General features: G+C 56.6%; 27 protein-coding genes, 1 tRNA gene and 1 riboswitch. Of the genes, 5 read left to right on the top strand and 23 right to left on the bottom strand.

Annotated elements, in window-relative coordinates; all coding sequences use genetic code 11:
• Positions 1 to 29: 29 nt before the first annotated feature.
• Both GS646_RS05410 and GS646_RS05405 read right to left on the bottom strand, forming a co-directional pair.
• Positions 30 to 1,448 (bottom strand): TolC family outer membrane protein, encoded by a 1,419-nt coding sequence (locus GS646_RS05410; RefSeq protein WP_171186027.1) that lies wholly within the window; start codon positions 1,446 to 1,448, stop codon positions 30 to 32.
• A 95-nt stretch (positions 1,449 to 1,543) separates the two neighbouring features.
• Positions 1,544 to 2,197 (bottom strand): protein-L-isoaspartate O-methyltransferase, encoded by a 654-nt coding sequence (locus GS646_RS05405; protein ID WP_171186029.1) that lies wholly within the window; start codon positions 2,195 to 2,197, stop codon positions 1,544 to 1,546.
• A gap of 226 nt (positions 2,198 to 2,423) precedes the next feature.
• Here GS646_RS05405 and GS646_RS05400 point away from each other — a divergent pair.
• Both GS646_RS05400 and GS646_RS05395 read left to right on the top strand, forming a co-directional pair.
• A tRNA-Cys gene (locus tag GS646_RS05400) sits at positions 2,424 to 2,497 on the top strand.
• An 83-nt stretch (positions 2,498 to 2,580) separates the two neighbouring features.
• Positions 2,581 to 3,384 (top strand): tyrosine-type recombinase/integrase, encoded by an 804-nt coding sequence (locus GS646_RS05395; RefSeq protein WP_171678520.1) that lies wholly within the window; start codon positions 2,581 to 2,583, stop codon positions 3,382 to 3,384.
• Positions 3,385 to 3,399: 15 nt separating this feature from the next.
• On the opposite strand, the gene GS646_RS05390 is transcribed toward GS646_RS05395, so the two are convergent.
• The 20 genes from GS646_RS05390 to GS646_RS05295 all read right to left on the bottom strand — a co-directional run bounded on the left by GS646_RS05390 (position 3,400) and on the right by GS646_RS05295 (position 16,519).
• Positions 3,400 to 3,912, bottom strand: coding sequence for a hypothetical protein (locus GS646_RS05390; RefSeq protein ID WP_171647673.1), 513 nt, complete (start codon positions 3,910 to 3,912; stop codon positions 3,400 to 3,402).
• Complete coding sequence (locus GS646_RS05385; protein ID WP_171647674.1) at positions 3,912 to 4,118, bottom strand: hypothetical protein; 207 nt, start codon at positions 4,116 to 4,118, stop codon at positions 3,912 to 3,914. The genes GS646_RS05390 and GS646_RS05385 overlap by 1 nt, the downstream gene beginning before the upstream one ends.
• A 37-nt stretch (positions 4,119 to 4,155) precedes the next feature.
• The gene (locus tag GS646_RS05380) at positions 4,156 to 5,055 is read right to left on the bottom strand and encodes a hypothetical protein (RefSeq protein ID WP_171647676.1); all 900 of its coding nucleotides are present in this window, start codon (positions 5,053 to 5,055) and stop codon (positions 4,156 to 4,158) included.
• A 311-nt stretch (positions 5,056 to 5,366) separates the two neighbouring features.
• On the bottom strand, positions 5,367 to 5,693 hold the full coding sequence (locus GS646_RS05375) for a hypothetical protein (protein WP_171647678.1): 327 nt from the start codon (positions 5,691 to 5,693) through the stop codon (positions 5,367 to 5,369).
• Positions 5,693 to 7,483, bottom strand: a complete 1,791-nt coding sequence (locus GS646_RS22835; RefSeq protein ID WP_216600442.1) for a phage tail tape measure protein — start codon at positions 7,481 to 7,483, stop codon at positions 5,693 to 5,695. Before GS646_RS22835 ends, GS646_RS05375 begins: the two co-directional genes overlap by 1 nt.
• Entirely contained in the window at positions 7,483 to 7,743 is a 261-nt protein-coding gene (locus GS646_RS05365; RefSeq protein WP_171647680.1) for a hypothetical protein, read from the bottom strand. Before GS646_RS05365 ends, GS646_RS22835 begins: the two co-directional genes overlap by 1 nt.
• Positions 7,730 to 7,936 carry a hypothetical protein gene (locus GS646_RS05360; RefSeq protein WP_171647682.1) on the bottom strand — a complete coding sequence of 69 codons (207 nt, stop codon included), beginning with the start codon at positions 7,934 to 7,936 and terminating at the stop codon, positions 7,730 to 7,732. Before GS646_RS05360 ends, GS646_RS05365 begins: the two co-directional genes overlap by 14 nt.
• Positions 7,926 to 8,093 (bottom strand): hypothetical protein, encoded by a 168-nt coding sequence (locus GS646_RS05355; RefSeq protein ID WP_171647684.1) that lies wholly within the window; start codon positions 8,091 to 8,093, stop codon positions 7,926 to 7,928. Before GS646_RS05355 ends, GS646_RS05360 begins: the two co-directional genes overlap by 11 nt.
• Before the next feature lie 7 nt (positions 8,094 to 8,100).
• Complete coding sequence (locus GS646_RS05350) at positions 8,101 to 8,328, bottom strand: hypothetical protein (protein WP_171647686.1); 228 nt, start codon at positions 8,326 to 8,328, stop codon at positions 8,101 to 8,103.
• The gene (locus tag GS646_RS05345; RefSeq protein WP_171647688.1) at positions 8,325 to 8,507 is read right to left on the bottom strand and encodes a hypothetical protein; all 183 of its coding nucleotides are present in this window, start codon (positions 8,505 to 8,507) and stop codon (positions 8,325 to 8,327) included. Before GS646_RS05345 ends, GS646_RS05350 begins: the two co-directional genes overlap by 4 nt.
• Positions 8,507 to 8,797, bottom strand: a complete 291-nt coding sequence (locus GS646_RS05340) for a hypothetical protein (protein WP_171647690.1) — start codon at positions 8,795 to 8,797, stop codon at positions 8,507 to 8,509. Before GS646_RS05340 ends, GS646_RS05345 begins: the two co-directional genes overlap by 1 nt.
• Entirely contained in the window at positions 8,790 to 9,029 is a 240-nt protein-coding gene (locus GS646_RS05335; protein WP_171647692.1) for a hypothetical protein, read from the bottom strand. The genes GS646_RS05340 and GS646_RS05335 overlap by 8 nt, the downstream gene beginning before the upstream one ends.
• Positions 9,026 to 10,420, bottom strand: coding sequence for a hypothetical protein (locus GS646_RS05330; protein ID WP_171647693.1), 1,395 nt, complete (start codon positions 10,418 to 10,420; stop codon positions 9,026 to 9,028). The genes GS646_RS05335 and GS646_RS05330 overlap by 4 nt, the downstream gene beginning before the upstream one ends.
• Positions 10,417 to 10,653 carry a hypothetical protein gene (locus GS646_RS05325; protein ID WP_171647695.1) on the bottom strand — a complete coding sequence of 79 codons (237 nt, stop codon included), beginning with the start codon at positions 10,651 to 10,653 and terminating at the stop codon, positions 10,417 to 10,419. Before GS646_RS05325 ends, GS646_RS05330 begins: the two co-directional genes overlap by 4 nt.
• Positions 10,650 to 11,057, bottom strand: coding sequence for a hypothetical protein (locus GS646_RS05320; RefSeq protein ID WP_171647697.1), 408 nt, complete (start codon positions 11,055 to 11,057; stop codon positions 10,650 to 10,652). The genes GS646_RS05325 and GS646_RS05320 overlap by 4 nt, the downstream gene beginning before the upstream one ends.
• Positions 11,054 to 11,605 carry a hypothetical protein gene (locus tag GS646_RS05315; RefSeq protein WP_171647699.1) on the bottom strand — a complete coding sequence of 184 codons (552 nt, stop codon included), beginning with the start codon at positions 11,603 to 11,605 and terminating at the stop codon, positions 11,054 to 11,056. Before GS646_RS05315 ends, GS646_RS05320 begins: the two co-directional genes overlap by 4 nt.
• A 731-nt stretch (positions 11,606 to 12,336) precedes the next feature.
• On the bottom strand, positions 12,337 to 12,633 hold the full coding sequence (locus GS646_RS05310; protein WP_171647701.1) for a hypothetical protein: 297 nt from the start codon (positions 12,631 to 12,633) through the stop codon (positions 12,337 to 12,339).
• The gene (locus GS646_RS05305; protein ID WP_171678525.1) at positions 12,617 to 12,874 is read right to left on the bottom strand and encodes a hypothetical protein; all 258 of its coding nucleotides are present in this window, start codon (positions 12,872 to 12,874) and stop codon (positions 12,617 to 12,619) included. The genes GS646_RS05310 and GS646_RS05305 overlap by 17 nt, the downstream gene beginning before the upstream one ends.
• Before the next feature lie 882 nt (positions 12,875 to 13,756).
• Entirely contained in the window at positions 13,757 to 16,117 is a 2,361-nt protein-coding gene (locus GS646_RS05300) for a VapE domain-containing protein (RefSeq protein WP_171647705.1), read from the bottom strand.
• A 138-nt stretch (positions 16,118 to 16,255) separates the two neighbouring features.
• Positions 16,256 to 16,519, bottom strand: a complete 264-nt coding sequence (locus tag GS646_RS05295; RefSeq protein ID WP_171647707.1) for a hypothetical protein — start codon at positions 16,517 to 16,519, stop codon at positions 16,256 to 16,258.
• A gap of 588 nt (positions 16,520 to 17,107) precedes the next feature.
• Between GS646_RS05295 and GS646_RS05290 the strand changes: the two genes are divergently transcribed.
• Complete coding sequence (locus GS646_RS05290) at positions 17,108 to 18,964, top strand: SLC13 family permease (RefSeq protein ID WP_171186249.1); 1,857 nt, start codon at positions 17,108 to 17,110, stop codon at positions 18,962 to 18,964.
• Between the two features lie 80 nt (positions 18,965 to 19,044).
• Here GS646_RS05290 and GS646_RS05285 read toward each other — a convergent pair whose 3' ends face one another.
• The gene (locus GS646_RS05285) at positions 19,045 to 20,001 is read right to left on the bottom strand and encodes an NAD(P)-dependent oxidoreductase (RefSeq protein WP_171186127.1); all 957 of its coding nucleotides are present in this window, start codon (positions 19,999 to 20,001) and stop codon (positions 19,045 to 19,047) included.
• A gap of 146 nt (positions 20,002 to 20,147) precedes the next feature.
• A riboswitch (cobalamin riboswitch) is annotated at positions 20,148 to 20,365 on the top strand.
• Between the two features lie 93 nt (positions 20,366 to 20,458).
• On the opposite strand from GS646_RS05285, the gene GS646_RS05280 reads away from it, so the two are divergent.
• Both GS646_RS05280 and cobW read left to right on the top strand, forming a co-directional pair.
• Positions 20,459 to 20,833: a DUF1636 domain-containing protein gene (locus tag GS646_RS05280; RefSeq protein ID WP_171090997.1), complete on the top strand. Its 375-nt coding sequence runs from the start codon at positions 20,459 to 20,461 to the stop codon at positions 20,831 to 20,833.
• 1 nt (position 20,834) lies between these two features.
• Positions 20,835 to 21,890 carry a cobalamin biosynthesis protein CobW gene (cobW, locus tag GS646_RS05275; RefSeq protein ID WP_171090999.1) on the top strand — a complete coding sequence of 352 codons (1,056 nt, stop codon included), beginning with the start codon at positions 20,835 to 20,837 and terminating at the stop codon, positions 21,888 to 21,890.
• Position 21,891: the final 1 nt, after the last annotated feature.

The raw sequence follows: 21,891 nt of genomic DNA, 5'->3' as shown, positions 1-21,891 counted from the left end.
CCCAACCTCACAACAAATAGTATGGCCGATCAGTCCCGACGCAACGCTTTGAGGACGCGATCCAGATCTTTGCTCTGTTTGCTGACCTGTGCCGGTGCCTTTTTGACCAGGTTGTAATACAAGGTTGGATCGTAAATCTGCACAGCCAAACCCAGACGTTCAGCCGTCAGCAGACCCTGAGCCTGCAACAATTGGTATGCCGCGCGCGAGCGTTCAGTGCGTGAAGCAACTTCGGCCAATTGCGCATCCAGCAAATCCTGCTGAGCGTTCAGCACATCCAAAGTTGTCCGCGCGCCCAGTGTTGCCTCTTCGCGAATCCCGTCAAACGCCACTTGCGAGGCACGAACCCGTTCAGTCGATGCCCTGAGGCTGGCGCTGGCCGCCTGGAACGCCGCATAACGGTCAGTCACGCCCTGCGTGATGTTTTTTTGGACATTCAACAGGTTCGCGCGTGACGCATCCCGAGTCGCCATTGCGCGACGTATATTCGCAGCCAACCGACCACCTGCATAAATGGGCTGGTTGAAGTTCAGCGAGATAGTCGCATCGTTGATATAGTCGTCGTTGTCATAGCTTTCCGTCACACCCGCGTCAGCGTTCAGGCTTACATTCGGACCAAGATTGGCCCGCTGCTGTTGCACGATCAGATCAAAAGCGCGCACCTGATGCTGCGCTGACAGAATCGCGGGATGGTTGCGCTGCGCCAGACTGACGGCCTCAGCCTCGGACCGCGGCAGGTTGGGCAGACTCGGCTGTCCCGCTGTACGCCCCGGTGCCTTCCCGACCGCGTTTACATATTCTGCCTGCGCGATGCTCAGCTCACCACGCGCGACCGCCAAATCCGCCTGCGAGTTCGCCAACTGCGCTTCGGACAAAGCAACGTCCGTGCGTGTGACCTCGCCAACCTCGAAGCGATCATTCGATGCTCTGAGTTCTTCGGCCGAAACCTCGACGTTGTTTTGGCGGATCCCCACGGTTTCTTCCTGCAGCAACACGCCCAGATAGGCATTTGCCGCACGGATCAGAACCTGTTGCTCGATGTCGATCAGAGTTTGTCGCGTCGACAACACGGTTTCCTGCGCAGATTGCTTGCCCAGAATCGAAGCCCCACCGTCATACAGAAGCTGACCCAGGGTCAGACCCGTAAAAAACCGCGACGGTTCATTGGTTGTGACCACATTGCTGGTCCGACTGCGGGTATAATCCTGGCTAACCTGCACCGTCCAGTTGATGATCGGCCGCAACGCCGACAACGCAATGGCCACATCTTCATCCGCAGCCCGCAAAAGTGCCCGGTTCTGCTCCAGCAAACCGCTTGTATTATACGCACCGATGAAGGCGTCTGTTATGTTATCAGCCCACGCTGCACGCCCTGGCATTACGCTCATGGCAAGCCCTGCGGTCACTGCGAATGCCTTGACCAGCCTGCCTGTCGCTGAACCACGCATACCGAAATCCTCTCAAAACGAAATTACACTGCCCTGCAGGCAGTTTGCGGCCTTGTTTTCAACTAATCAAGGCGGAAGAAAAATCTATCGGCGGACTATAGCGAAAATGCACACTCAGCCGAAAAACTCTCCAAGACCGGCGCGCTGGCGTTGAATGCGTCGCGCCAGCTGACCTGACCGCCAGACTTCCGACCAATCCGCACCGTCCCCAAGTTGCCGTCGACAAACAAGCACGCGATTCGGCCGTGCTCCTTGAGTTGATCCAGCAAACCTTCGGGGATTTGCTCGACACCGCCCTGCACCATGATCACGTCGTACGGGCCATGTTCGGCAACACCCTGCTCCAGCGGACCCACATGAATGATGGCATTATCAACATCTGCTTCGGCCAGAAGGCTTTGCGCCTCAGCCGCCAGTGCCTCGTTACTTTCCACTCCAACGACCAACTGCGCCATGCGCGCGGCCACCGCCATGGAATACCCCATGGCCGGCGCGATATCGAGAACCATCTCATCATTCGAAATGTTCAACGCATCCAGCATCTTGGCCAGTGTCCGCGGCTCAATCATAGCGCGCCCCTCGCCCATATCGATCAGACCGTCGACATAGGCAGCTTCACGCTGAGCATCTGGAACAAAATTTTCGCGTGGCACGCTCAACATTGCTTCGATGATCGGGAATTTGGTGACATCAGAGGGTCGGACCTGTGTATCAACCATTGTGCGGCGCCGGGTTGCGAAATCTGTCATTGGATATCTCGTCTCATTCCCATAGATGTCCGGCTTGTGCCACATCCTGACCCGACCAGCAACGGCCCTGTTGCCGCAACCCAGCCAAGGTGTCGAAATAATCCGGCGCCAGCTCATGCGAAATTCATTCTTGTCGCCAAATTTGCACGCAATCCACTGGACGCCCTCCTGGAAAGCTGCTAAAACCCCACGCACACCACGACAAGTATTTGATTTTACTTGAAAAGGCGAGTTGGCGGAGTGGTGACGCAGCGGATTGCAAATCCGTGTACACCGGTTCGATTCCGGTACTCGCCTCCAAACAAAATGACCTGCAAAAGCAGGCACTTGAGGCACAACGCACGGACATCGCGACACCTGTACACTTATCAGGGGATGAATCCATGCGCGTGCGCGATGCACTAGAACGCTACAAAACTGACCATCTGGACGGCCTGAAAAACGGGCGCGAACGGTACCTGCAACTGGCCCGCTGTCTTCGGAAATACCAAAGTAAGCAGGTGTCAGAATTATCGAACGCGGACCTGACAGATTCGGTCAAACGCTGGTCTGGTGGCACGCGCAATCGATACCGGGCCGCGATCACCCACTTTTTCACCTACTGCCGATCCCATGACTGGACGGTTCTGCACCCGACGATTCTGCCGGGGAAGGAACAGCCGCGCGATGTCGTCCTGTCGCTGGATCAGTTGCGCGCGCTCTACAATGCCGCGCCGTACCAAGGGCAGGAATGGTCGCAGTTCCTGCAACTGCTGATCCTGACCGGTCAGCGCCCATCCGACCTGATGCGGTTCTGCCCCAGCCGTGCGCAGGGCATGGACATGTATTTGCCGACCAGTAAGAACGGCACCAGCCACATTGTGCCGCTGGCGGATCGCGCGTTCGTGCTGGGTGTCATGACGCCTAACCGGTTCGCCCATTTCAAGACGACGGCCCATGTCAAAAAGCGGTGGTTTCAATCGGCCTATGTCCCGACCACCCAGTTCCGCATCCAAGACATCCGGCGCAGCTTTGCCACGCATCTGGCTGAAGACGGACAGGATGAAAACGACATCGACCGGATATTGAACCACCAAGCGGCATCAACCGCACGCGGCGTACAGCGCACATACAACCGCGCCAGACGCCTGACCCAACGACGGGCCATCATGCACCGCTGGGAAGACCTGTTGTTTCAGGATCGGTAAACAAAAAAGCCCCGCTCAATGGCGGGGCGTTTTGGTCAGGTGTTCGGCTTGGGCATCCGCCAATCGTTTTAGGTTGTTGATCCGGCGTTGGATGATCGCAATGTCTTCGGGCGATTTGGTTGACAGGATTTCTTCGGCAATCGGTCGGATCAATTCGTGCCGCAGACTGTACTGACGGAAGTATTCTTCGCGTCGGATTTGCAGTTCGATAACCGCGCACGCCCGTTCAAACGACAGCGGAAAGATTTCACGCGGTCCGCTTCCATGCACGTGCTTAGGGTCCAACCCCGCATCAACACGCAAAGCGCAATGGACAGCGGTTTCAAAATCTTCCCGCATCAGATGCCGGGGTATGCGATATTCACGAAGGTTTTTGATCCATCCGTCATAGCCTTTCAGGCCGTTTGTTTTGGCGTATTGTCGAACCCGTGTGTCAGAGTCATTCTGTGTGATCCCGACTTTCACTTCGCGGTTGTCGTCCCGCCCCGCCACATACAAGCGGTCCGTATTGATCAGCATTCGGTTCATCAGTCGCACCCCTTTTCCACGGATTTCTTGATCCAGAACGACTGTTCCCAGTCGGTCTTGCTGCGGCGCAGTTCCGTATCGATGTGTTCGCACATGGCGATCTGCACCGGGTCGTCATTGCGGGTCAGGTCGATCCCGCTGTCGGTCAGGAATGTGACAGCCAAAGCGGTTGCCGCGATCATCCCGACAATCATCCATTTGGTCATGTCAGTTTCCTTTGTCAGTTGATGGCTTCACCCCGCGTCACTGCGGGATGAAGTAGTCGTATCGTGCCTTGAACGGTTCGGCTTTGCCGTGATCCTTGCCGCATCTGCGGCGATGGGTGGACCATGACAGGCCGCTTTTGGGGTCAGCGATGTAGCAGCCAGCCGCAGCGATGCAGACGATCTGGCCGTCTTCATATGCCGCCTTGGCGTCGGCTTCGCTCATTGACCCGTCACAAGCGTCACGCTGTGCAGCCAGAACCCGGTACGCGGCTTCGTCCAATTCGTCTTCCAGCTTGGCGCGCAGCCGTTGCAGTTCACGCCACGTCTGGATCGTTGCGAAGGTGTCACCCACTGGCGGGTTCATGATGCCCACATGGGGTGTGATGGCCTCTTGCGCTTGCTGCACGTCCGGTGCGGCCTGTGCGGTCTGCTGGTCCAGCCATTCTTCGTCCAGCTTTGCCAGCTTGTCGTCACGGCGTTTGATGGCCTTTTTGTAGCGGCCTTTCGGTTCGCCCTTGGCGTCCAGCAAATCCGTGGTTTCGACACCCAGTTCCGCAGCCAATGCGTCAAGATCGTTGCGGCCTGCTTCGACAAATTCGTCCAGCTTGGCGTTGGCGATCTTTCCCCATTCTTTGACCACGGCGTCGGGGTAGTTGGCATTCTCGGGAACCAGTGCGACCGCTTTCGGATGCTGGTGCATCCAGATCGCACGGCTGGCCAGTATCGAAGGTGTGGCAGTGCCAAGCACTTCGGTGGCCCAATCGGTCAGCATACCTTTGACCGGTGCGCTGTCCTTCACTTCCAGAGCGATCCGACCGATTTCCATCCAATGGTCGCGAACCTTACCGTTCGCCAGTTTGATCGCCTTCATTTCGCGCTTACCCGCTTTGACGCGTTTGTTTATCCAACCTTGGGTTGGTGTTTCAGGTGCTTTCATAAGCATTCCTTTCTGTGTGTTTTTGGGATTTCGCATTATCGGCGTGAAGCCTAGCGAACGAAAAAGTACAACAATGTCAAAGAACAAGCCGGAACGATTCGTCCCGTGCCTGACCTTGTTAGCACAAGTTGTTTTAGGGTTCAAACCCTAACTTTGATTAGGAATTGTACGTACCCAGCCCAATGCGGACCGATCCCCCATCTATTGGGTTACACAGTTTTACCGCTGTAAGTGATTGAAATCGCCCGCACCGTTGATGGAACCTGACGGTGCGGGCTGGCCAACCGGTTTGGGAATAACGCCCCGGTCGGTTAAGGTGTTACTTCTATCACTGGCATAAATGGGTGGACGTCACATGAAGGCACGAACCGGTCAGCAATGGGCTGCGCGTTTAGCATCCGCAGCAGGCGAACCAGATCAGACCACGCGGCACGCATCGCTTCATCCACCACTTCGGCGTCACTCAAATCCCGACTTACTCGCAAGCTATCCAACACACGAAACGGGCCGATCTGCATTTGGATCACCCAGTTCGGGCCACCACTATCCGGCAGTGCCCAGCAAAATACACTGACGTCCTTTTCGATGAACGGGGCCAATGCGGCCCGCAGTTCGTCCTGAATGAACTGACCTTCCATCAAAACGCCTTCCTGCCGGACCTGTAGCTGCTTTCCAGAGCGGACGCATACGTGCCGTGACCGCTCTGCATCGACTGAGCATAGTCCTGTGCCACAGCCTGCCGCGCCTGACCGACCGCAATTTCAATGACCTCGCTGTCCGACCGCGTGACGGTCACTTCTTGGCCCGAATAGTTGTTGATGGATATGGACGGGCCACCAACGCCCAGACGGCCCGCAGAATCGCGCTGTAGGGGGATGATCGCTTCGGGGCCTGCCTCACCCATCAATCCGGTCCGACCACCGGACAGCGGGAACATGGCAGGGCTGGATACCACACCCCCGTCTGCAAATGGCACGACGCTTCCGTTGGCAATCGCACCGCCATTGGCAAAGCCCAAGATCGAACCAAGACCCGTGCCGCCAAGGGCACCCGACAGCGCGTTGAAGATCATCTGCTGGATGATCATTTCGCCAAGGTTGCGCAGGATCGATTGCGCCATATCCGCGAATGCTTCACTGGCCGATTTCGTTCCGTCCGCGATGTCGAAGATCGCATCGGTAAATCCAGACGACAGATCACCGATCAATTCCTGCTGACGCTCATAGGCTTTTTCTTGCGCTTCCAATGCTTCCATGGCTCGGGTCGCGCCGTCGATCTGTTCCTGGGTGTAGTTGGCGTAATTGTCGCCTAGCTTCTTCACCACGTCCGCTTCGGCCTCTGACAGACCGACAAGCCGTTCACGCAGCGTGATGCTTTCCATCAACTCTTCAAGCGGATCGCGTCTGCTGCGACCGCCCCCACCCCCGCCACCGGCTGGCTTGTCTTCGGGCAGCGTGTAACCGGACAGAAGCCGGTCGCGTAGTGCCTGCTGGCCAGCACCGTACGCCGCACGGTCAAAGCGACCCTGCAACCCACCATCACCGCCATCGATGATCGCGTTGGCCTGTGCTGCCTTGATGAACTCTGTGGCCATGTCCTTGGCTTTGTCGATTATGGTGTCCAGCTTGCCGGACATGGAATCCCACGCTTCGTTCATCCGAATGACGGGGTTCAACGCTTGGTTAAACGCGTCAATCAAGTCGCGGGTCTTTTGGATTTGTTCTTCCAGCGCACGCCGCTGTTCGCGAATTTCCTTCAGTTGCTGACGTTTCAGGTCCAACTGTTCTTGTTCGTCTTCGACCAGTTCGTTCAGGACAATTTCGATGTCGGCCAGATCGTCGGCACTACCGGCAAATTCTTCGCGGATGTCCTTGATGATCAGTTCCAGTTCCGCAATCTCGGCAACCAATGCTTCGGCCTGACGACCCAGATCACGCTGCTGGTCGGTTTCACCAAAGCGCAGGCTGTCCAGTTCGTCTTGCAAATCCTTCAGGGCAGCGGTCACAATCTCGGTTTCATCCCCCGCATCGATCAGCCATTTGATCAACGGAATACCGGCAGCGATTGCCGCGCCGATCACGGCAGGCCAAACGCCAAAACCGGCCAGAAGCTGGGATGACTGCTGTCCAAACGCACGGGCAAATGACGTACCCATTTCAAGTTGCACCGCCATGTCCGCGACCTGATAGCTGGCGTTTTGGATGCTGTTGCCCATCCGACGGGTGCCAGTCGTCGCTTGCCTTGCGGTGTTGGTGAAGTTCTTGGTGGCAGTATTGAACTTGTTACCGGATGCACTGGCGCGATCCAGTTGAACGACCACATCGCGCAGTTCGCGGTCCACAGCATCCAAACCCTTTTTCATCCCGTTGGCGTCAGCCAGCAGCATCAGCGTGTGGGTGGATTGTGTATTCGTCGGTGCGGTAGCCATCAGTTCATCCTTTGCTTTTCAATTTCAAACGACAGCAGGCGGCGAACAAATTCCTGCGGATCGTTCTGCGGAACGCCCGTCATGTGCCGGGTCAATGGCAGCACATCATCGGGCCATGGTTCTTTACGCAGTTCGGACCAGAGCGTCCGACACAGCCGCGTCATCTGGACAGCAAAATCTTCATCAGTTGGCGCAGACCATGCCAGCGCCATGCTTGCGCCCACGGCGGAATAGATTGCTTCCCATTCATCGGTCTGCATTCATCCGGTCCAGTTCGCTTTGCAGCTTACGGGCCGCTGTGTGCAGCCCTGCGGCCTTCAAACTCTCAATCCGGCCCACCAGCCTGTCACGGCCCAGTTTGCCCGCTTCACGGCTGTTCACGTTGGCCTGTGCGACCTGCACACGGTCACGTTCCGTCTTCTGGGCGTCCACTCTGTTGGCTTCACTTGGCATTCAAGTGGTCCTTTGTGCCTTCTTCGTCCGCGATGGCGTTCCACACATGGCAGTATTCTTCCCACGTCAGCGGTCGCCCCAATTCCTTCTGAACGGCCAGTGCGGCTGCGTCCCGGTCGATCTTTGGTTCTTTACGGGGCTTGCGTTTTCTCGGCATGGGTCCATCAAACGGCATTCCTGCGTTTCCTTTTGCGTGCGGCTTCGGGCGGTGGCAGATCGTCTGCGTGGACGTAATAGGGCCACCACTGACCGCCATATCGTTTGGCAAAAGCGTTCACGTCCCATTTGCCCAATTGGTAAAGCTGGGTGCCTTTGACGCGGCTGTAACTCAGACCTTCAGGCAAGGTCATGTCGCGCTGAAAAACGCCCGCTTTGTTGTAGACAGCGGTCATGGCGTCAGGTCCGATTGCAGCACGTATAGGCCCGACCAGACCGCTGGCCCGTTCGGATGGCTCATTCCAAGCTGGGTTGTGGGTGTTCCGGGTACGGGCAGATCAATGTCATAGTCGTTCAGTTCGACAGTGACCCCCAAGTTGGTGCCTTGCTTATTCGTGCGTGTCACTCTGGCCATCAGATCAGATTCCCTTCGCTGTCGATGCTGGTCAATTCGCCCAACTGAACCTTGCGACGGGCAATGTCGCACGGTTGGGGTTCGCGACCGCCACTGTCGTCAAAGACCGCAACGCCATCGGCACCGCACTGGCCGACCCGTTCGCCCTCATAGGTGACGATCTGGTCAGGCTTGCCCGTTACGGTCGGCCAACTGTGGATCGGTGCAGGGTCGCGCGGTTCCAGCACGGTGCCAAGTTCGACCGTGGTAAATCGCGGCGTGTTGGGTCGAGTGTCAAACGTCTTAGCCACGGCGTTTACCCCGCTTCGGCTTCACATCCACAGGCGGCAGGAATTGCGCGGCCAACAGGCGATCCACCTTGCCCGATGGGTTTGACCAGTAGACCTGATCGCTGTGCTTCACGCCCGCCTTGGCGAGTATCGCGCCGATCTGGTCAGGCGTCGTGGCGGTCTGGGTCTGACCGTCCACATAGACGCTTGTTTCGGTGCTGTGGCGGTGCTGGGTCAGGCTGATCTGTCTCACCACGCGACCCCGCTAACCCACGCCGCGCGACCCGTGTGCAGCATCCCCCATTCGGTCGGGGTGACGCAGCGCAGGGCGGTCGAGTCGGTCTGGAACATCGACTTGACCTGTGCCGCGTGTTCGGGTGCCGGTGACGTTCCAATTGCGTCGGACACTTGGATCGAACCCTGTTCTGTGATCGCGTTTTCAGCGGTCATTGCAGGATCGGGTGCCGAGTCATTGGCCATCACCACCGTGGCGGTTTGTGACATGTCCACTTCAGCCGGATTGATCCAGTGCATGAAATCGTCGGCGTCAATGATGTAGATTTGATCGGTCGGCACCGATGCGCTGGACACGAACGGCACGCCAAAGATCGTGCCTTTATCCATTTCCGATCCAAAGACCCAACCCATGTTGTCGCGCCACGTGCGCAGCCGCAATTCGCGGCCAGTATCCATGATCAGAAGCGGCTTTTTGGGTCGGTCAATCGCGGTGATCAGGTACGACAGATCACTGATGATGCTGGCCAGATCGGTACCAGCCGACGCGCGGTTGGCTTCGTTGAACCACGGGCTACCCGGTCGCAGATTGGCCTGTGCGGGCAGGGTCGGATCAAGGATCACGGCGTCCAGCATTTGCGACGTGTCATCGATGATCATTTCCAGCAGGATGGTGCGCAAATCTTCCACCGCAACCTTATACAGTTCGTTACTGGCAACGGTGATCACGCCCATCTTTTTGCGGCTAAACGTCAGGCCCGCAAAGGTCGCCTGTTTGACAGGGAAGGTGCCGCTTTCCTGAACGAATGCCTGTGCGATTGCACCCGCATCAATCGGGCTGCGCTTGGCATAACTGACCGAGTGATTTCGACCCATCGGGATCGGACGACCACCAGCCGCGACGATGGCACCGAAAATCGACGTGGTTTCCAGTGCGCTGACCCAACCCAGATGATCGGATTCCACCAGATCAGCAGCCCAACCGATGGCTGTCGTGGTGGCTGGATTGGTTGCGGATTTGGTCAACAGATCACGGGCCGCTTTCCGTCGCAGTTTGCCACGTTCGTCGGGGTGCAGTTCGTGCAGCGTCTGGTCAACGTCCTTTTGCCCGACGTAGCGGCAAAACTCGGCTGTCAGGGCCGATCCGACCGCCAACACAGGGTCGATCCGTTGCACGGTCCCTTTGGCCACGTGCGGCTGCTTCAGGCGGGCTTCGACCGTGACGGGACGCGACACGGCCCGTTGCAGTTCTTCCACCTTAGCGGCAAGCTGTTTGACCTGATCCAGCCGCTGCGGGATTTGCTTTGCTTCGGCCATCGCCGCATCGAAAAGGGCCGCTTTGCGTTCGGCGTCGATCAGCTTGCGCGCTTTGCGATCTTCGGCGGTGTCGCCATCGAAATGGTCTTTCATGACAGGACTCCAATCCTCTTTAGGGTTCTGCGGGCAGCATCGGCCAATCCCGGCCCGTGCTGATCTTCGAAATCACGCAGCCATGCCTTGTACGTGCGCTTGTGTGCTGCGTCGGAAATGTGCTTGGCTTCTGCGGTGCTTTTGCCTTCAGCAATCAGTTCACCGACCATCTGCGCCTTGGTGCGTCTGACCTTGCGGGGCAGTTCATCCATGATCCGTTTGACATCGATCATCGTTTCACCCCTTCCATCATCTTCGCGTGCTTGCGGGCCATATCCAGCAACTGCTGTTCATCCAGTGGCCCGTCTTCGTCCAGAAACGCGCCAACGTCGCTGTCGATGGCGTCTGCTGACTTGCTGATTTCCACGGCAAGCGCTTTTTCCAGCGAATTTATGCGCTTTATCAATGGGTTAACCAATTTTGCCATCGCTTTTGCGACGTCATCGGCGGATAGCGTGCGCTTATCGACCTGTTTCATGATGGTCTGGATCAGCGCCACACCAGCCGGATTGACCGCATCACTTACCGGATCGTAAACGACCATGTTCGGATCGGTTGCGGATCGGGTGCCGTTCAGCGCCGGTCCACCGGGAAGATCATATGGATTCTGCTGGTCGTTACGGAATGGATTGGTCATTTGCTGATCGTCTTCCATGCTGTGTAGGTTTTCTGCGCCTTGCGCACCAACGGGTGTTCTTTCTTGAAGTCGTGCTTGGCCAGTGCCGCCAGATAGTCGGCCAATTTGGTCGTCGCCATCAGATCAGCGTCCGCTGCGTCCATCCGTGTCTGGGCCTTGTCGGCTGATGACCGGGCAGCGGTTGCGGCCATGGTCAGCCGGTCGGCTGCGGCGTCACGCTGGGCTTGGGATGCACCAAAACGGACCATGCGGCTTGCGTGCGCAACGATGCCGCTTTGACGTCGTGTTGATGTCGGGATGCTTCCGGTCCGCAATACATGGCACGCCAGTTCGTACTGGGCAGCACGGGCTTCGGTATCGGTGATGGCTTGGCGCGCGTCGTGCAGATCGGCGGTGAACTTGGCGGTCACACGGATGCGTTCTTCACGGGCACCGGTCACGTTGTCCTGTTCACTGCGGGAAGCCTGATCAAGTGATCGACGGATGAACCCGGTGGACTTCACCAGTTTTCTGGCTGCGGTCGGTGCTGTTTTCACGGTCAGGGTCATCGGTCGGTCCATTTGTAGGTTGATCCAACCATGCCACGATATGTGGGGTGCGAGTCAAGTATTTGTTATTTATGGAAAAAGTATTACCTTTTCATACCAGATGTGGTAGCCAAACTTGTTCCCTAAAAGAGCAAGTGGCCCGCTGTGCGGGTCGATCCTCTCGTAAAAAGAGAAGACCCCACATGTTACAAAACCGGCCCGATCCGGCCCAACTTTCATACTTGGTGTGAAAGTGACCCCCAGAGCGGCCCGAATTACCTGCACGGTCCGCTGATATGCCGTACCCGTGCCGCGCGGCACGGGTGGGCCGATACCGAAAAGTGTGGATGTAATTTGGCCCAAATGTGGGTGCTATCCCCAATTGGGGATGGGTGGGCCAAAGTGGCCAAATTACCTGCACGGTCCGCTGAAATGCCGACCCCTTCCCGCGCGGGAAGGGGTGCCCGATACCGGAAAGTGTGGATGTAATTTTGCTGGAAATGCCTTACCCTTCCCGCGCGGGAAGGGTAGACCGATTTTGCGAAAATTACCTGCACGGTCCGCTGAAATGCCGACCCCGGTTCGCGCGAACCGGGGTGCCTGATTGCGGAAAGTGTGGCCCAACTTTCATACTTGGTGTGAAAGTGACCCCCAGAGCGGGTCGAATTAGGCTTTAAAAAAGCCAAAGGTCACCTTCGATTTTTCTCGACGGTCGAACCCTTCTTTTTCCGAAGGGTTGGCCGGGTCGGTGGTCACGCCGCGCCGCGCTTGGTCCATGCGTGCCAGCGGCGCACGTCGTCCAGACACCGCTGACTGCAACAGGTGTTGCCGCCCCAGTTCCATCGATGGTCTTGCCGCAGGATTACCCCGCAGCCGTCGCACAGGCGGCTGGCACGTCGGGTGATCCGTCCACCGTTTTCGACGCTGACACCCTTGGTCACCTGACTGACGGTCATGCCCGCAACGCCGCGATTGTCGTGCTGGATGGCCCGCATGTCTGCGTTGCATCGGGCCGCGTCGGCCAGCATCAGGTCAAGCAACGTCGGCATGGGCCATCACCACTTTGATCGGTTCGGTGCGCCGTTTGAAAATGCACGTGCGACATCGGCAAATCAGATGGTCGGGGTCGAACCCATCAGCATCATCCAGATCACCCAGATACGAAACGCTAAGGTTTCCGATCACGCCGCAGGTTTCGCACCGGGCGGTCGTCATCATCATTTCGCGATACGTGCCCTTGGCTGCGTTGAAGTTTGCTTGGCTCATTCCGACGGGCACACTGGCTGGCATGATTGGCGATCCCTTTCATTCGAACATCACGTGGCGGGCGTCTGCGTGGCATGGTCGATCCATTGAACAAGGACACGCACCGGCTGGCGCGTGAATCGACCCAAATGGTAATACTTTCGCAAAATTTGTAAATAACCGATCATTATTCGGTCTAGTTTGATAGTGATATTGGTCTGTAATTTTTGATAATCGGGCCGGATTAACAAACTAAACCAAAAGGTCATTTTGTGTCTTTGTTGTAAAAATTAGCGACCCGTCGCGGTAAGCGTTCCCTTAACGATGTTTGCGACCACCCCCGCCCCAAATCAGACACCTTCCCAATAAAATCAATGACTTACATGATCGATCCAATCATCGTTCCGTCAGCGATCAATGATTAACCAAATAAAATCAATGGGTTGCGCTGTTGGTTGCTGGGTTGGGTGATGATGGGTAGCTGCATGATGATAACGATCCAATCACTGATCCAATCATCGATCCGTCACCGATACGATAATCATCTGCTGGTGATCCACGGGCGATCCATCGATGGAAAGACTAGGGATTTTTGGCGGCTGCTTATCTGGTGCCGTACACCCAGATACCGCCCGGTCGTACAACTTTGCAAGAAAGTGAACCCGAAAAAGTCTTCCAGCCTATATATACTATTTCAAACCCTAATTATCGCTGTATCTACCGTTTATAATTTTATAATTTACTTATTATTTATTCTGGCAACCTTACTCTTTTATTATTTATTTTCTTGTAAAAAAGAATAAGTATAAGAAAAGGCTTGTGAATTTGTGTCAAGAAAGTGTGTAGAAAGTGTAATCGTCGCAAATTAGTGTCATTACACTTTCTTGTACGCGAAAATTATCGAAATTACACTTTCTTGCGGATTTGCTACACTTTCTTGCGGAATTGTTTGTTGCCACGATTGGGGTCAGTCACTTTCATGTCACCCTTGGTGTGCTTCCAACCCAACCGTTTCAGCACAGATTCAATCCGCTTTTTCGCTGATGGTCGTTGGCGTGGGATAAGTGCATCATCACCAATCACAGATTTTATTTCTGGGATCGTCACCACATCCCGACCTTCCAGATAATTCGCAATCCGAACGTGCCATTCATCTTCTTCGACGCGTTCCTGCTGGATGATCTTGGCTTGCGCTGCGATGTCGCGATCCAGATGCCACTTTTCACCACTCGAATATGCCTGATACGCTTCGGCCCAAATCTGATCGCGGTCGCGGATCAAACCAGCCACATCCAACGGCAGCGTGCATTCCACGATCCAGAACCGACGTTCACCGGCTGCGTCCTTCAGGTAATCATCCCGGTTGGTCGATCCGGCCAGAACGCAGCGGCGTGGATACCGGGCCTGAAGTTCGGTGTGCATGGTCCGCTGTTCATCATATCGGCGCGTCATGAAGTGGCGTGCGTCTTCCAGTTCTGATTTCAAGATCGACGTCAATTCAGCCATTTCGACAATCCACTTACCGGCCATGTTCACCGCGATCCGTTCATTGTCCAAACCGGGCAGACTGTCGGTGAACCATTCATCGACCGGGACCAGCGCGCGAAGCAGTGACGACTTGCCGACACCCTGTTCGCCTTCAAGGATCAAACCATTGTCCATCTGGCATCCGGGGTCCATGGCGCGGGCCACAGCCCCGATCAACCATTTGCGGCCCACCTGCGCGACGTACGCCCCGCCAGAGGGGTCAACGCCCCCGTAGGTGACCAACCACCCATCCAGACGCCGTACGCCGTCCCAGACCAGCCCGGTCAGATATTGTTGCACCGGCTCGAAACGGTTGTCTTCAGCACGCAGCGTGATGGCGGTGTCCACATCCGATTGCTGGATGCGCGGGAACATGGGATGGCGAAGCAGTGCGGCACGGATGCGTTGCTGATCGTTCTTGGTCAGCGCGCGGCCCGGTTCCGGATCGATCATGCCGGGGAATGGAACGGTCACGATGATCCGACGGGCAAAGGAATCCCATGCAAAGCAATCGTGCCATTCAGGCGTGTTGTGCATATACGCGACGACATTGGCCATGCTGTTGATGATGACTTCCTGATTGCCATTGACCGCGTGCGGCATAAACTCCCGATTGACCGGGACCATGGGCGGCATCGCAGGCGCGTCAGGGGCCGTCACAGGGCCGTCAACGCCCGGTGGCAGCAGTATCTGCCCATCCATGGGCATACCGGCCTGCACAGCGCCTTTCAGCTTGGCTGCTAATCTGACGCGTTCGTCCAGATTACCGGGCAATACGCCCCCGGTACATTCGCGGGCCAAGGTGACCAGCGTGCCGAATCCGACGCTGTTGTCCGGTTCGATTTCCATCCATAGCCGGTCCGTTGCCAGCGGGTCATTCTTAGTGGCCAGTGCGGACCATTGCTGGAAGTAGGGCAAGCCGTTCCCACCCAATGACGCCTTCAACGCAAACGCGACCCGTCGCCAATCGTCATATGACAGTTCATCGTTCTTCAGATACGCCATCACTTCCGGCACCAGTGCGGGATCGAACGGTTCCGCCCCAAGATCGGACCCGGTGCCGTCGGCATTGTTGTGTCTGGTTTTGCGTCCGCGTTTCCAGCCGTGCTGTTCGATGATGACGCAGCATTCTTCGACCAGTTCGTGCAGCAGTTCAGCATTAATGGACGGGAACGCGTGCAACGACATCATGTCCCAATTGAACCACTGATACGGCACGCCGGTCGGATGCGTTCCGGCAATGACCACTTGGGTTTTGGTGCCGCGTATCTCTAAGCCTTGGATGTTGTCCGGATTGTCATCGATCCGGAAGTTCACCTGCATCGACTTGATCGGATCACCATCGACGCGAAACAGCCACAGCTTCTTCGGTTCCTGTCCGACGCGCACGGGCCACTGTGCCCCGCCCCGGTTCCAGATGTGCTGGTGGATCGCGTTGGCCAGAACCGGATCGGTCAGGTCCGCATCAAATGACACCCAGTCGCGGCCCTGTATCAATCCGACATTGGCGTGCAGTTGGTCAAACCGGGTCGCCATGAATTCCGACATGACAAACGATGGCCAGCGTCCCAAGCCGTTCCACTTTCCGGCATAGAAATCCCCCGGCACCTTGCCGCAGGTATCCGGATCAACCTTACTGTCTTCATGTAGTTCAGCACCGGGCGGAATGACCGGGATGGTACCCATAAACCCAAGGCGCAACGCCCACATATGCCATCCAAAAGTTTGCTGTTGCTGCGGGGTGGGTGTATTGTCATTCATATCTGACGATCCTTTGGCATTGAGGGTTGTTGTTTTGTTTGCCCCCGGCCCACTCAGGTCGGGGGTTTTTCTTTCGTCACCGATGGATCGCGTCAGTTCGGGTCAGCCACACCCGCCACCATCGGCCCTTTGGCTTTTTTAGAGCGTAAACAACGCCCGCATTTCATCCAGCATCCCGGCACGAAACGCACCGGCATAGGCTTGGGGTTCAGCGGCACGCCACTGGCTGTAAACCAGATAACCCTTGGTGCTTTCCCGCAGGCGATCCGGCGTCCAGCGGTGCTTCCGGATCATGTGTTTGGTCGCTTGTTTGAGGTATCCACCGCGTTCAGCGGCACGGTATGCGCCCCGGCTTCCCTGCTTCCATTCGCTGGGGTGCCGGTAGCGTTTCGCGTCGGCCAATACTCTGGCCTTCGTCCAATGTTTATACAGTCTAGGCATGGGGCCAGCATCGCCACAATCCGCTGGCCCAGCAAGCGATAAATTGCTAAAAGTCACATGTGATCAATGACTTACACTTGCTAACTTAAAGGAAACTAAAATGATCGATCTGGACGCAATCATCCAAGAACGCGTTGACGCCCTAATAAGTGAACATCTGGGTCAGGCATTTTGCAAATCCGTGTACACCGGTTCGATTCCGGTACTCGCCTCCACAACATCTTGTTTCCACGTTAGCATTGAGTTTTCGAAGCTTGTGAACGTAGCATTTTGCGTGATTGTCCTGGCATATGGGTTTCATTAAAACCGCAACCCAAACAAACAAGAATTGATGCCCTGAGGCATGCGATGAGGCAACGACCCAAGTATTTGAAGTGAGATGCAATGGGCGGGGGCCTAAATGCACATAGTCGCGTGAGTAACATTATGTCAAAATTTGGGTCGTAATCGAAATTTCATGACAATGAATGCGGGATGAACTAAAGGTTTATTTCAGAATAAGTAATAAGTTCTGGACGTCTAGTGGAACACATAGCCTTTACCTTCGAGATGGGGGTCGTTTGCGCCCTTCTCGCCTTCACAGTTTTCCTATTTGTGTCCGAGGTCGTCAGAATCGACCTTTCCGCCATACTGGTTTTGGTTCTTGTCGGCTTGCTAAGCTACGCACCCGGCCTAGAAAATCTGGCGGATGTGCCGCGTCTGTTTGATGGGTTTGCGTCAAACGCGGTCATTTCGATCATTGCGGTCATGATCGTTGGTGCTGGATTGGACAAAACCGGCATCATGAACAAAGTTGCGGCCGTTATTCTGAAGTACGGCGGCAAATCGGAAAGCCGCGTGCTGCCGATCATCTCGGGAACTGTTGGCGTCATTTCTTCCTTCATGCAAAACGTTGGCGCTGCGGCCTTGTTCCTGCCAGTTGTCAGCCGGATATCGACGAGATCGGGCATACCGCTGTCGCGCCTGCTTATGCCGATGGGGTTCTGCGCGATCCTGGGGGGGACGATGACGATGGTGGGGTCCTCACCGCTGATCTTGCTCAACGACCTGATCCAAACGGCCAATGACGGCTTGCCGGACAATCAGAAAATGCAGCCGTTCGGGCTGTTCTCGGTAACACCGATTGGGGCGGTGCTGATCCTGACAGGCATCGGGTACTTTCTGCTGCTGGGACGCTGGGTTCTTCCTGTGCAGGAAGGGGCCGACAATACGGGCACCGGTCAGGGCACACAAGAGTATTTGCAGCGGGTCTACGGGCTAAAGGCAGATGTGTTCGAAGTTGTTGTGCCTGCAGACAGCCCGCTGGTCGGGCAGATCCTGGCCGATATCAACCATGAGAACCACCTGTACATCATTTCAACTTTCTATCGTGGCAAAACGTCAATGGTTCAGGTTCTGACCGCTGAAATCGCAGCCCCTTGTCGGCTGGCGATTGTCGGACGGCGTGGCGAGGTAGAGGTTTTTGCGAAGAAATTCGGCTTAACAGTTCTTCCCGATCTGGATGTTTTTGTTGAGGAGTTCGCACCCACCAACGCCGGTGTCGCCGAAGTTGTCGTTACCCCCGACAGTAAATTGATCGGCAAATGCCCGCGCGAGCTTTTGTTCCGCAAGACATACGGTATGTCGCTTCTGGCTATTCACAGAGGGGAAGAAACGCTCAGCCACGTAGAGACCGATGATCATCAGTCCACTCAGATCGGGCTGGAAAAGTTTCATGCTGGTGACATGCTGGTCGCACACACGCGGTGGGACAATCTGATGCGGATCACCCGCGATCCGGATTTCGTTGTGGTCACAAGCGATTTCCCGCAGGAGGAATTGAGACCTCAGAAAGTCGGGTGGGCGCTTGCTTTTTTCGCTATTTCAATATGCCTGATCCTGTTTACCGACGTACGCCTTTCGCTTTGTCTTCTCACAGGGGCAGCTGGCATGATGCTGAGCCGCGTTCTCAGCGTGGATGAGGCTTACCGTGCCGTTGGATGGAACACTGTTTTCCTGCTTGCCTGCCTCATACCTTTGGGACAGGCGGTGCAAAATACCGGCACAGCCGCATGGATCGCACAGCAGATCATGGTCATTCTCGACGGCTGGCCGCTTTGGTCGCTTCAAGCGGGCATTGCTGTTCTGGCAACGGCGTTTTCATTGGTCATGTCGAATGTTGGCGCCACCGTTCTGCTCGTACCGCTGGCTGTGTCCATTGCAGTGGCTGCCGGAGGCAACCCTGCAGTCTTTGCGCTGACCGTTGCCATTTCCACCTCGAACAGCTTCATCATCCCGACCCATCAGGTCAATGCGCTGATCATGGGTCCGGCAGGGTACAAGGTCATGGATTTCGTCCGTTCAGGCGGCATCATGACCGCGCTGTTCCTTGTCGTTTCATTGGTGATGATCAACGTTATGTACTAGCGCGGCAATCGGGGCCGGATTTCTGGGCTGGCCCACCCCGATTGCCGATTACATTTCGTTGGAAAGGTTAGCTTGAACCTCTACGCCGAGCCCCGGCCTTGCGGGACAACCTCATACCCCGGCTCTTCCGGTTCATCATCTTCCATCTCCGGCGGGAAACCGGGGGCTGTGATGTCCAAACCAGTCGCCTCTTCCAGACGTTTGATGATATTCGGCGACAGCTCGCGATCGCCATACCGGGCAATGCCATCTTCAAAAATCTTGATCATGACCGGATTCATTTCCAGAGGCACCCCGGCGCGGTCCGCTACCTCTTGAAACAGACCAATGTCCTTTTTCACCAAGTCCATAGTGAAGGAGATGTCGCGCGAACCATTCAGTATGACCTGACTTTCCGTTTCATGCACAAAGGACGTACCGGACGAGATTTTTATCGCCTCATATGTCGTGTTGAGATCCATGCCCGCCGCCTTTGCCGTGACCAGCGCTTCGGCGCAAGTGATCAGGTTGGCTGTGGCCAGATAGTTGGTCAGCACCTTCAAAACCGAGGCAGAGCCCAATTCACCCGTGTGCAAAACACGCCGTCCCATGGTGGTCAGAAACGGCAGAATCCGCTCAAAAGTCGCACGGTCACATCCCGCGAAGATCGAGATATTGCCGGTGGCCGCCCGATGGCACCCGCCCGAAACCGGGCAGTCCACTGCCGCGCCTCCGCGTTCGATCACCTCGGCCCCCAAACGCTTGACCTCGGCCTCATCGGTTGTCGACATCTCCATCCAGATTTTGCCGGGGCCCACTTCGGGCAGCATCTTTTGCATGACCGCATCTGACGCCGCAGGCGATGGCAAGCAGGTGATGACCGCATCGCAATCGCGCATCAACTGTGCCGGGCCTTCGGCTGCCTTTGCGCCAAGGGCGACAAACGCGGCCACCAGATCCGCGTTCAGATCATGTACCGTCAGATCAATACCGTTCCGCAGCAAGGATCCCGAAAGCTTGCCGCCAACGTTTCCCAACCCGATGAATCCTACTTTCATATGTCGCCTCTCCCTGCTGGCTTGTACCTGTCATGCGATCACGGATTTATCTGACCATTCATGCCGCCCAACGACAACCACAGGTCGCTTTTCACACCCGCCTCCTGATGTTACGCGCAACGCGCTTGACAAGCGGGCCAGCGGTGCCGCATGACCCATTCGTTGGTGTCGGCAAGAGCCGATGAAAAGGGAATGCGTCAACGGATCTTCCGCCAAACGCAGCCGCCCCCGCGACCGTGACCGGAGAGGGTGCCCAATGCCACTGGCCTAGGCCGGGAAGGCGGGACATCCGACAGAGGACCCTGACGTACCGGGCCTCTGACATCCGCAAGCCGGGAGACCTGCCAACACCCGAAGTTGAAACCGGGCGGGGTGTTCCGGTATCGGGTCCATGTTGCAACACGTGGCCCGCTTGAAACCCCGTCCCCCGCGAAGAGGATTTGGGGGGATGAGAGACATGACTGAGACCACACCGGTCGAACTGCTGGTCTGCACGACCTGCCGCCGCGGGCTGCCCATCGAAGACGATGCGCAACGCCCCGGCACTTTGCTGCACCAGGCATTGGAACAAGCCGAACTGCCTGAAGGCATCACCCTGAAACCTGTCGAATGCCTTTCGAACTGCGATCAGGGCTGTTCTATCGTGCTGCGCGGTGGCCCCGATCGCTGGACCTTCGTTTACGAAAACCTGAACGAAGTGGACCATGTCGATGTAATCGTCGACGGCGCAACCAAGTATCTGGCCACCGAAGATGGCCTGGTGAAATGGCGCGAGCGCCCTGAACATTTCCGCAAAAACTGCGCTTCGCGCATTCCCCCGATTGGAGCCTGACATGTCGAATCTCGAAAAACTTCCCGTCACCGTGATCACCGGCTTTCTGGGCTCGGGCAAAACCACGCTGGTCAAACACCTGATGCAGAACCCGCAGGGCAAACGTCTGGCTGTTGTCGTCAACGAGTTTGGCGATGTGGGCGTGGATGGCGATATCCTGAAATCCTGCGCCATCCCGGATTGCCCTGCGGAAAACATCATGGAGCTGGCAAACGGCTGCATCTGCTGCACCGTCGCGGATGACTTCATCCCGACCATCGAGGCGCTGATGGCGCTGGAACCGCGCCCCGAGCACATCCTGATCGAAACCTCTGGCCTCGCCCTGCCCAAGCCGCTGCTGAAAGCGTTCGACTGGCCGGATATCCGCTCAAAGATCACTGTCGATGGCGTGATCGCTCTGGCCGATGCCGAGGCCGTCGCCGCCGGTCGCTTTGCCCCGAATGTCGAAGCTGTCGATGCCCAACGCCTCGCCGACGACTCGATCGATCACGAAACGCCCCTGTCCGAGGTGTTTGAGGATCAGATCTCTTGCGCCGACATCATCCTGTTGACCAAGCCTGATCTTGCAGGACCCGAAGGTGTGGCCAAGGCCAAGGAAGTCATCGCCTCCGAAGCACCGCGCCCCCTGCCTGTTGTCGAAGTCGCCGAGGGCGTTGTGGATGTCCGCGTTGTACTGGGTCTGGAAGCCGCAGCCGAAGACGACATGGATGCACGTCCGTCGCACCACGACGGTCATCACGATCACGAACATGACGATTTCGAAAGCATCATCGTCGAGTTGCCGGAACAAACCGATCCAGCCGATCTGGTCGCCAAGATCGAACGTCTGGCGACCGAGCTGAACATCCTGCGGGTCAAAGGTTATGCGGCAGTACAGGGCAAACCCATGCGCCTGCTGGTTCAGGCTGTGGGCACACGCGTCCGTCACCAATATGACCGCCCATGGGGACCAGAGGAAGAGCGCCGTTCGCGTCTGGTTGTTATCGCCGAGCATGACGACATCAAAGAGGCCGAAATCCACGCGATCCTCGCGGGCGTCACCGAGGCTGCCGAGTAAA

The sequence above is a fragment of the Ruegeria sp. HKCCD4315 genome (assembly GCF_013112245.1).
Taxonomy (GTDB): domain Bacteria; phylum Pseudomonadota; class Alphaproteobacteria; order Rhodobacterales; family Rhodobacteraceae; genus Ruegeria.
The sequence above is the reverse complement of the archived record's forward strand: the minus strand, read 5'-3'. Positions and strand labels throughout refer to the sequence as shown.

Excerpts from the sequence above, each read along its gene's own strand:
- GS646_RS05410 (WP_171186027.1), bottom strand. The coding sequence starts at position 1,448 with ATGCGTGGTTCAGCGACAGGCAGGCTGGTCAAGGCATTCGCAGTGACC.
- GS646_RS05405 (WP_171186029.1), bottom strand. The coding sequence starts at position 2,197 with ATGACAGATTTCGCAACCCGGCGCCGCACAATGGTTGATACACAGGTC.
- GS646_RS05395 (WP_171678520.1), top strand. The coding sequence starts at position 2,581 with ATGCGCGTGCGCGATGCACTAGAACGCTACAAAACTGACCATCTGGAC.
- GS646_RS05390 (WP_171647673.1), bottom strand. The coding sequence starts at position 3,912 with ATGAACCGAATGCTGATCAATACGGACCGCTTGTATGTGGCGGGGCGG.
- GS646_RS05385 (WP_171647674.1), bottom strand. The coding sequence starts at position 4,118 with ATGACCAAATGGATGATTGTCGGGATGATCGCGGCAACCGCTTTGGCT.
- GS646_RS05380 (WP_171647676.1), bottom strand. The coding sequence starts at position 5,055 with ATGAAAGCACCTGAAACACCAACCCAAGGTTGGATAAACAAACGCGTC.
- GS646_RS05375 (WP_171647678.1), bottom strand. The coding sequence starts at position 5,693 with ATGGAAGGTCAGTTCATTCAGGACGAACTGCGGGCCGCATTGGCCCCG.
- GS646_RS22835 (WP_216600442.1), bottom strand. The coding sequence starts at position 7,483 with ATGGCTACCGCACCGACGAATACACAATCCACCCACACGCTGATGCTG.
- GS646_RS05365 (WP_171647680.1), bottom strand. The coding sequence starts at position 7,743 with ATGCAGACCGATGAATGGGAAGCAATCTATTCCGCCGTGGGCGCAAGC.
- GS646_RS05360 (WP_171647682.1), bottom strand. The coding sequence starts at position 7,936 with ATGCCAAGTGAAGCCAACAGAGTGGACGCCCAGAAGACGGAACGTGAC.
- GS646_RS05355 (WP_171647684.1), bottom strand. The coding sequence starts at position 8,093 with ATGCCGAGAAAACGCAAGCCCCGTAAAGAACCAAAGATCGACCGGGAC.
- GS646_RS05350 (WP_171647686.1), bottom strand. The coding sequence starts at position 8,328 with ATGACCGCTGTCTACAACAAAGCGGGCGTTTTTCAGCGCGACATGACC.
- GS646_RS05345 (WP_171647688.1), bottom strand. The coding sequence starts at position 8,507 with ATGGCCAGAGTGACACGCACGAATAAGCAAGGCACCAACTTGGGGGTC.
- GS646_RS05330 (WP_171647693.1), bottom strand. The coding sequence starts at position 10,420 with ATGAAAGACCATTTCGATGGCGACACCGCCGAAGATCGCAAAGCGCGC.
- GS646_RS05325 (WP_171647695.1), bottom strand. The coding sequence starts at position 10,653 with ATGATCGATGTCAAACGGATCATGGATGAACTGCCCCGCAAGGTCAGA.
- GS646_RS05320 (WP_171647697.1), bottom strand. The coding sequence starts at position 11,057 with ATGACCAATCCATTCCGTAACGACCAGCAGAATCCATATGATCTTCCC.
- GS646_RS05315 (WP_171647699.1), bottom strand. The coding sequence starts at position 11,605 with ATGACCCTGACCGTGAAAACAGCACCGACCGCAGCCAGAAAACTGGTG.
- GS646_RS05310 (WP_171647701.1), bottom strand. The coding sequence starts at position 12,633 with ATGCCGACGTTGCTTGACCTGATGCTGGCCGACGCGGCCCGATGCAAC.
- GS646_RS05305 (WP_171678525.1), bottom strand. The coding sequence starts at position 12,874 with ATGCCAGCCAGTGTGCCCGTCGGAATGAGCCAAGCAAACTTCAACGCA.
- GS646_RS05300 (WP_171647705.1), bottom strand. The coding sequence starts at position 16,117 with ATGAATGACAATACACCCACCCCGCAGCAACAGCAAACTTTTGGATGG.
- GS646_RS05290 (WP_171186249.1), top strand. The coding sequence starts at position 17,108 with ATGGGGGTCGTTTGCGCCCTTCTCGCCTTCACAGTTTTCCTATTTGTG.
- GS646_RS05285 (WP_171186127.1), bottom strand. The coding sequence starts at position 20,001 with ATGAAAGTAGGATTCATCGGGTTGGGAAACGTTGGCGGCAAGCTTTCG.
- GS646_RS05280 (WP_171090997.1), top strand. The coding sequence starts at position 20,459 with ATGACTGAGACCACACCGGTCGAACTGCTGGTCTGCACGACCTGCCGC.
- cobW (WP_171090999.1), top strand. The coding sequence starts at position 20,835 with ATGTCGAATCTCGAAAAACTTCCCGTCACCGTGATCACCGGCTTTCTG.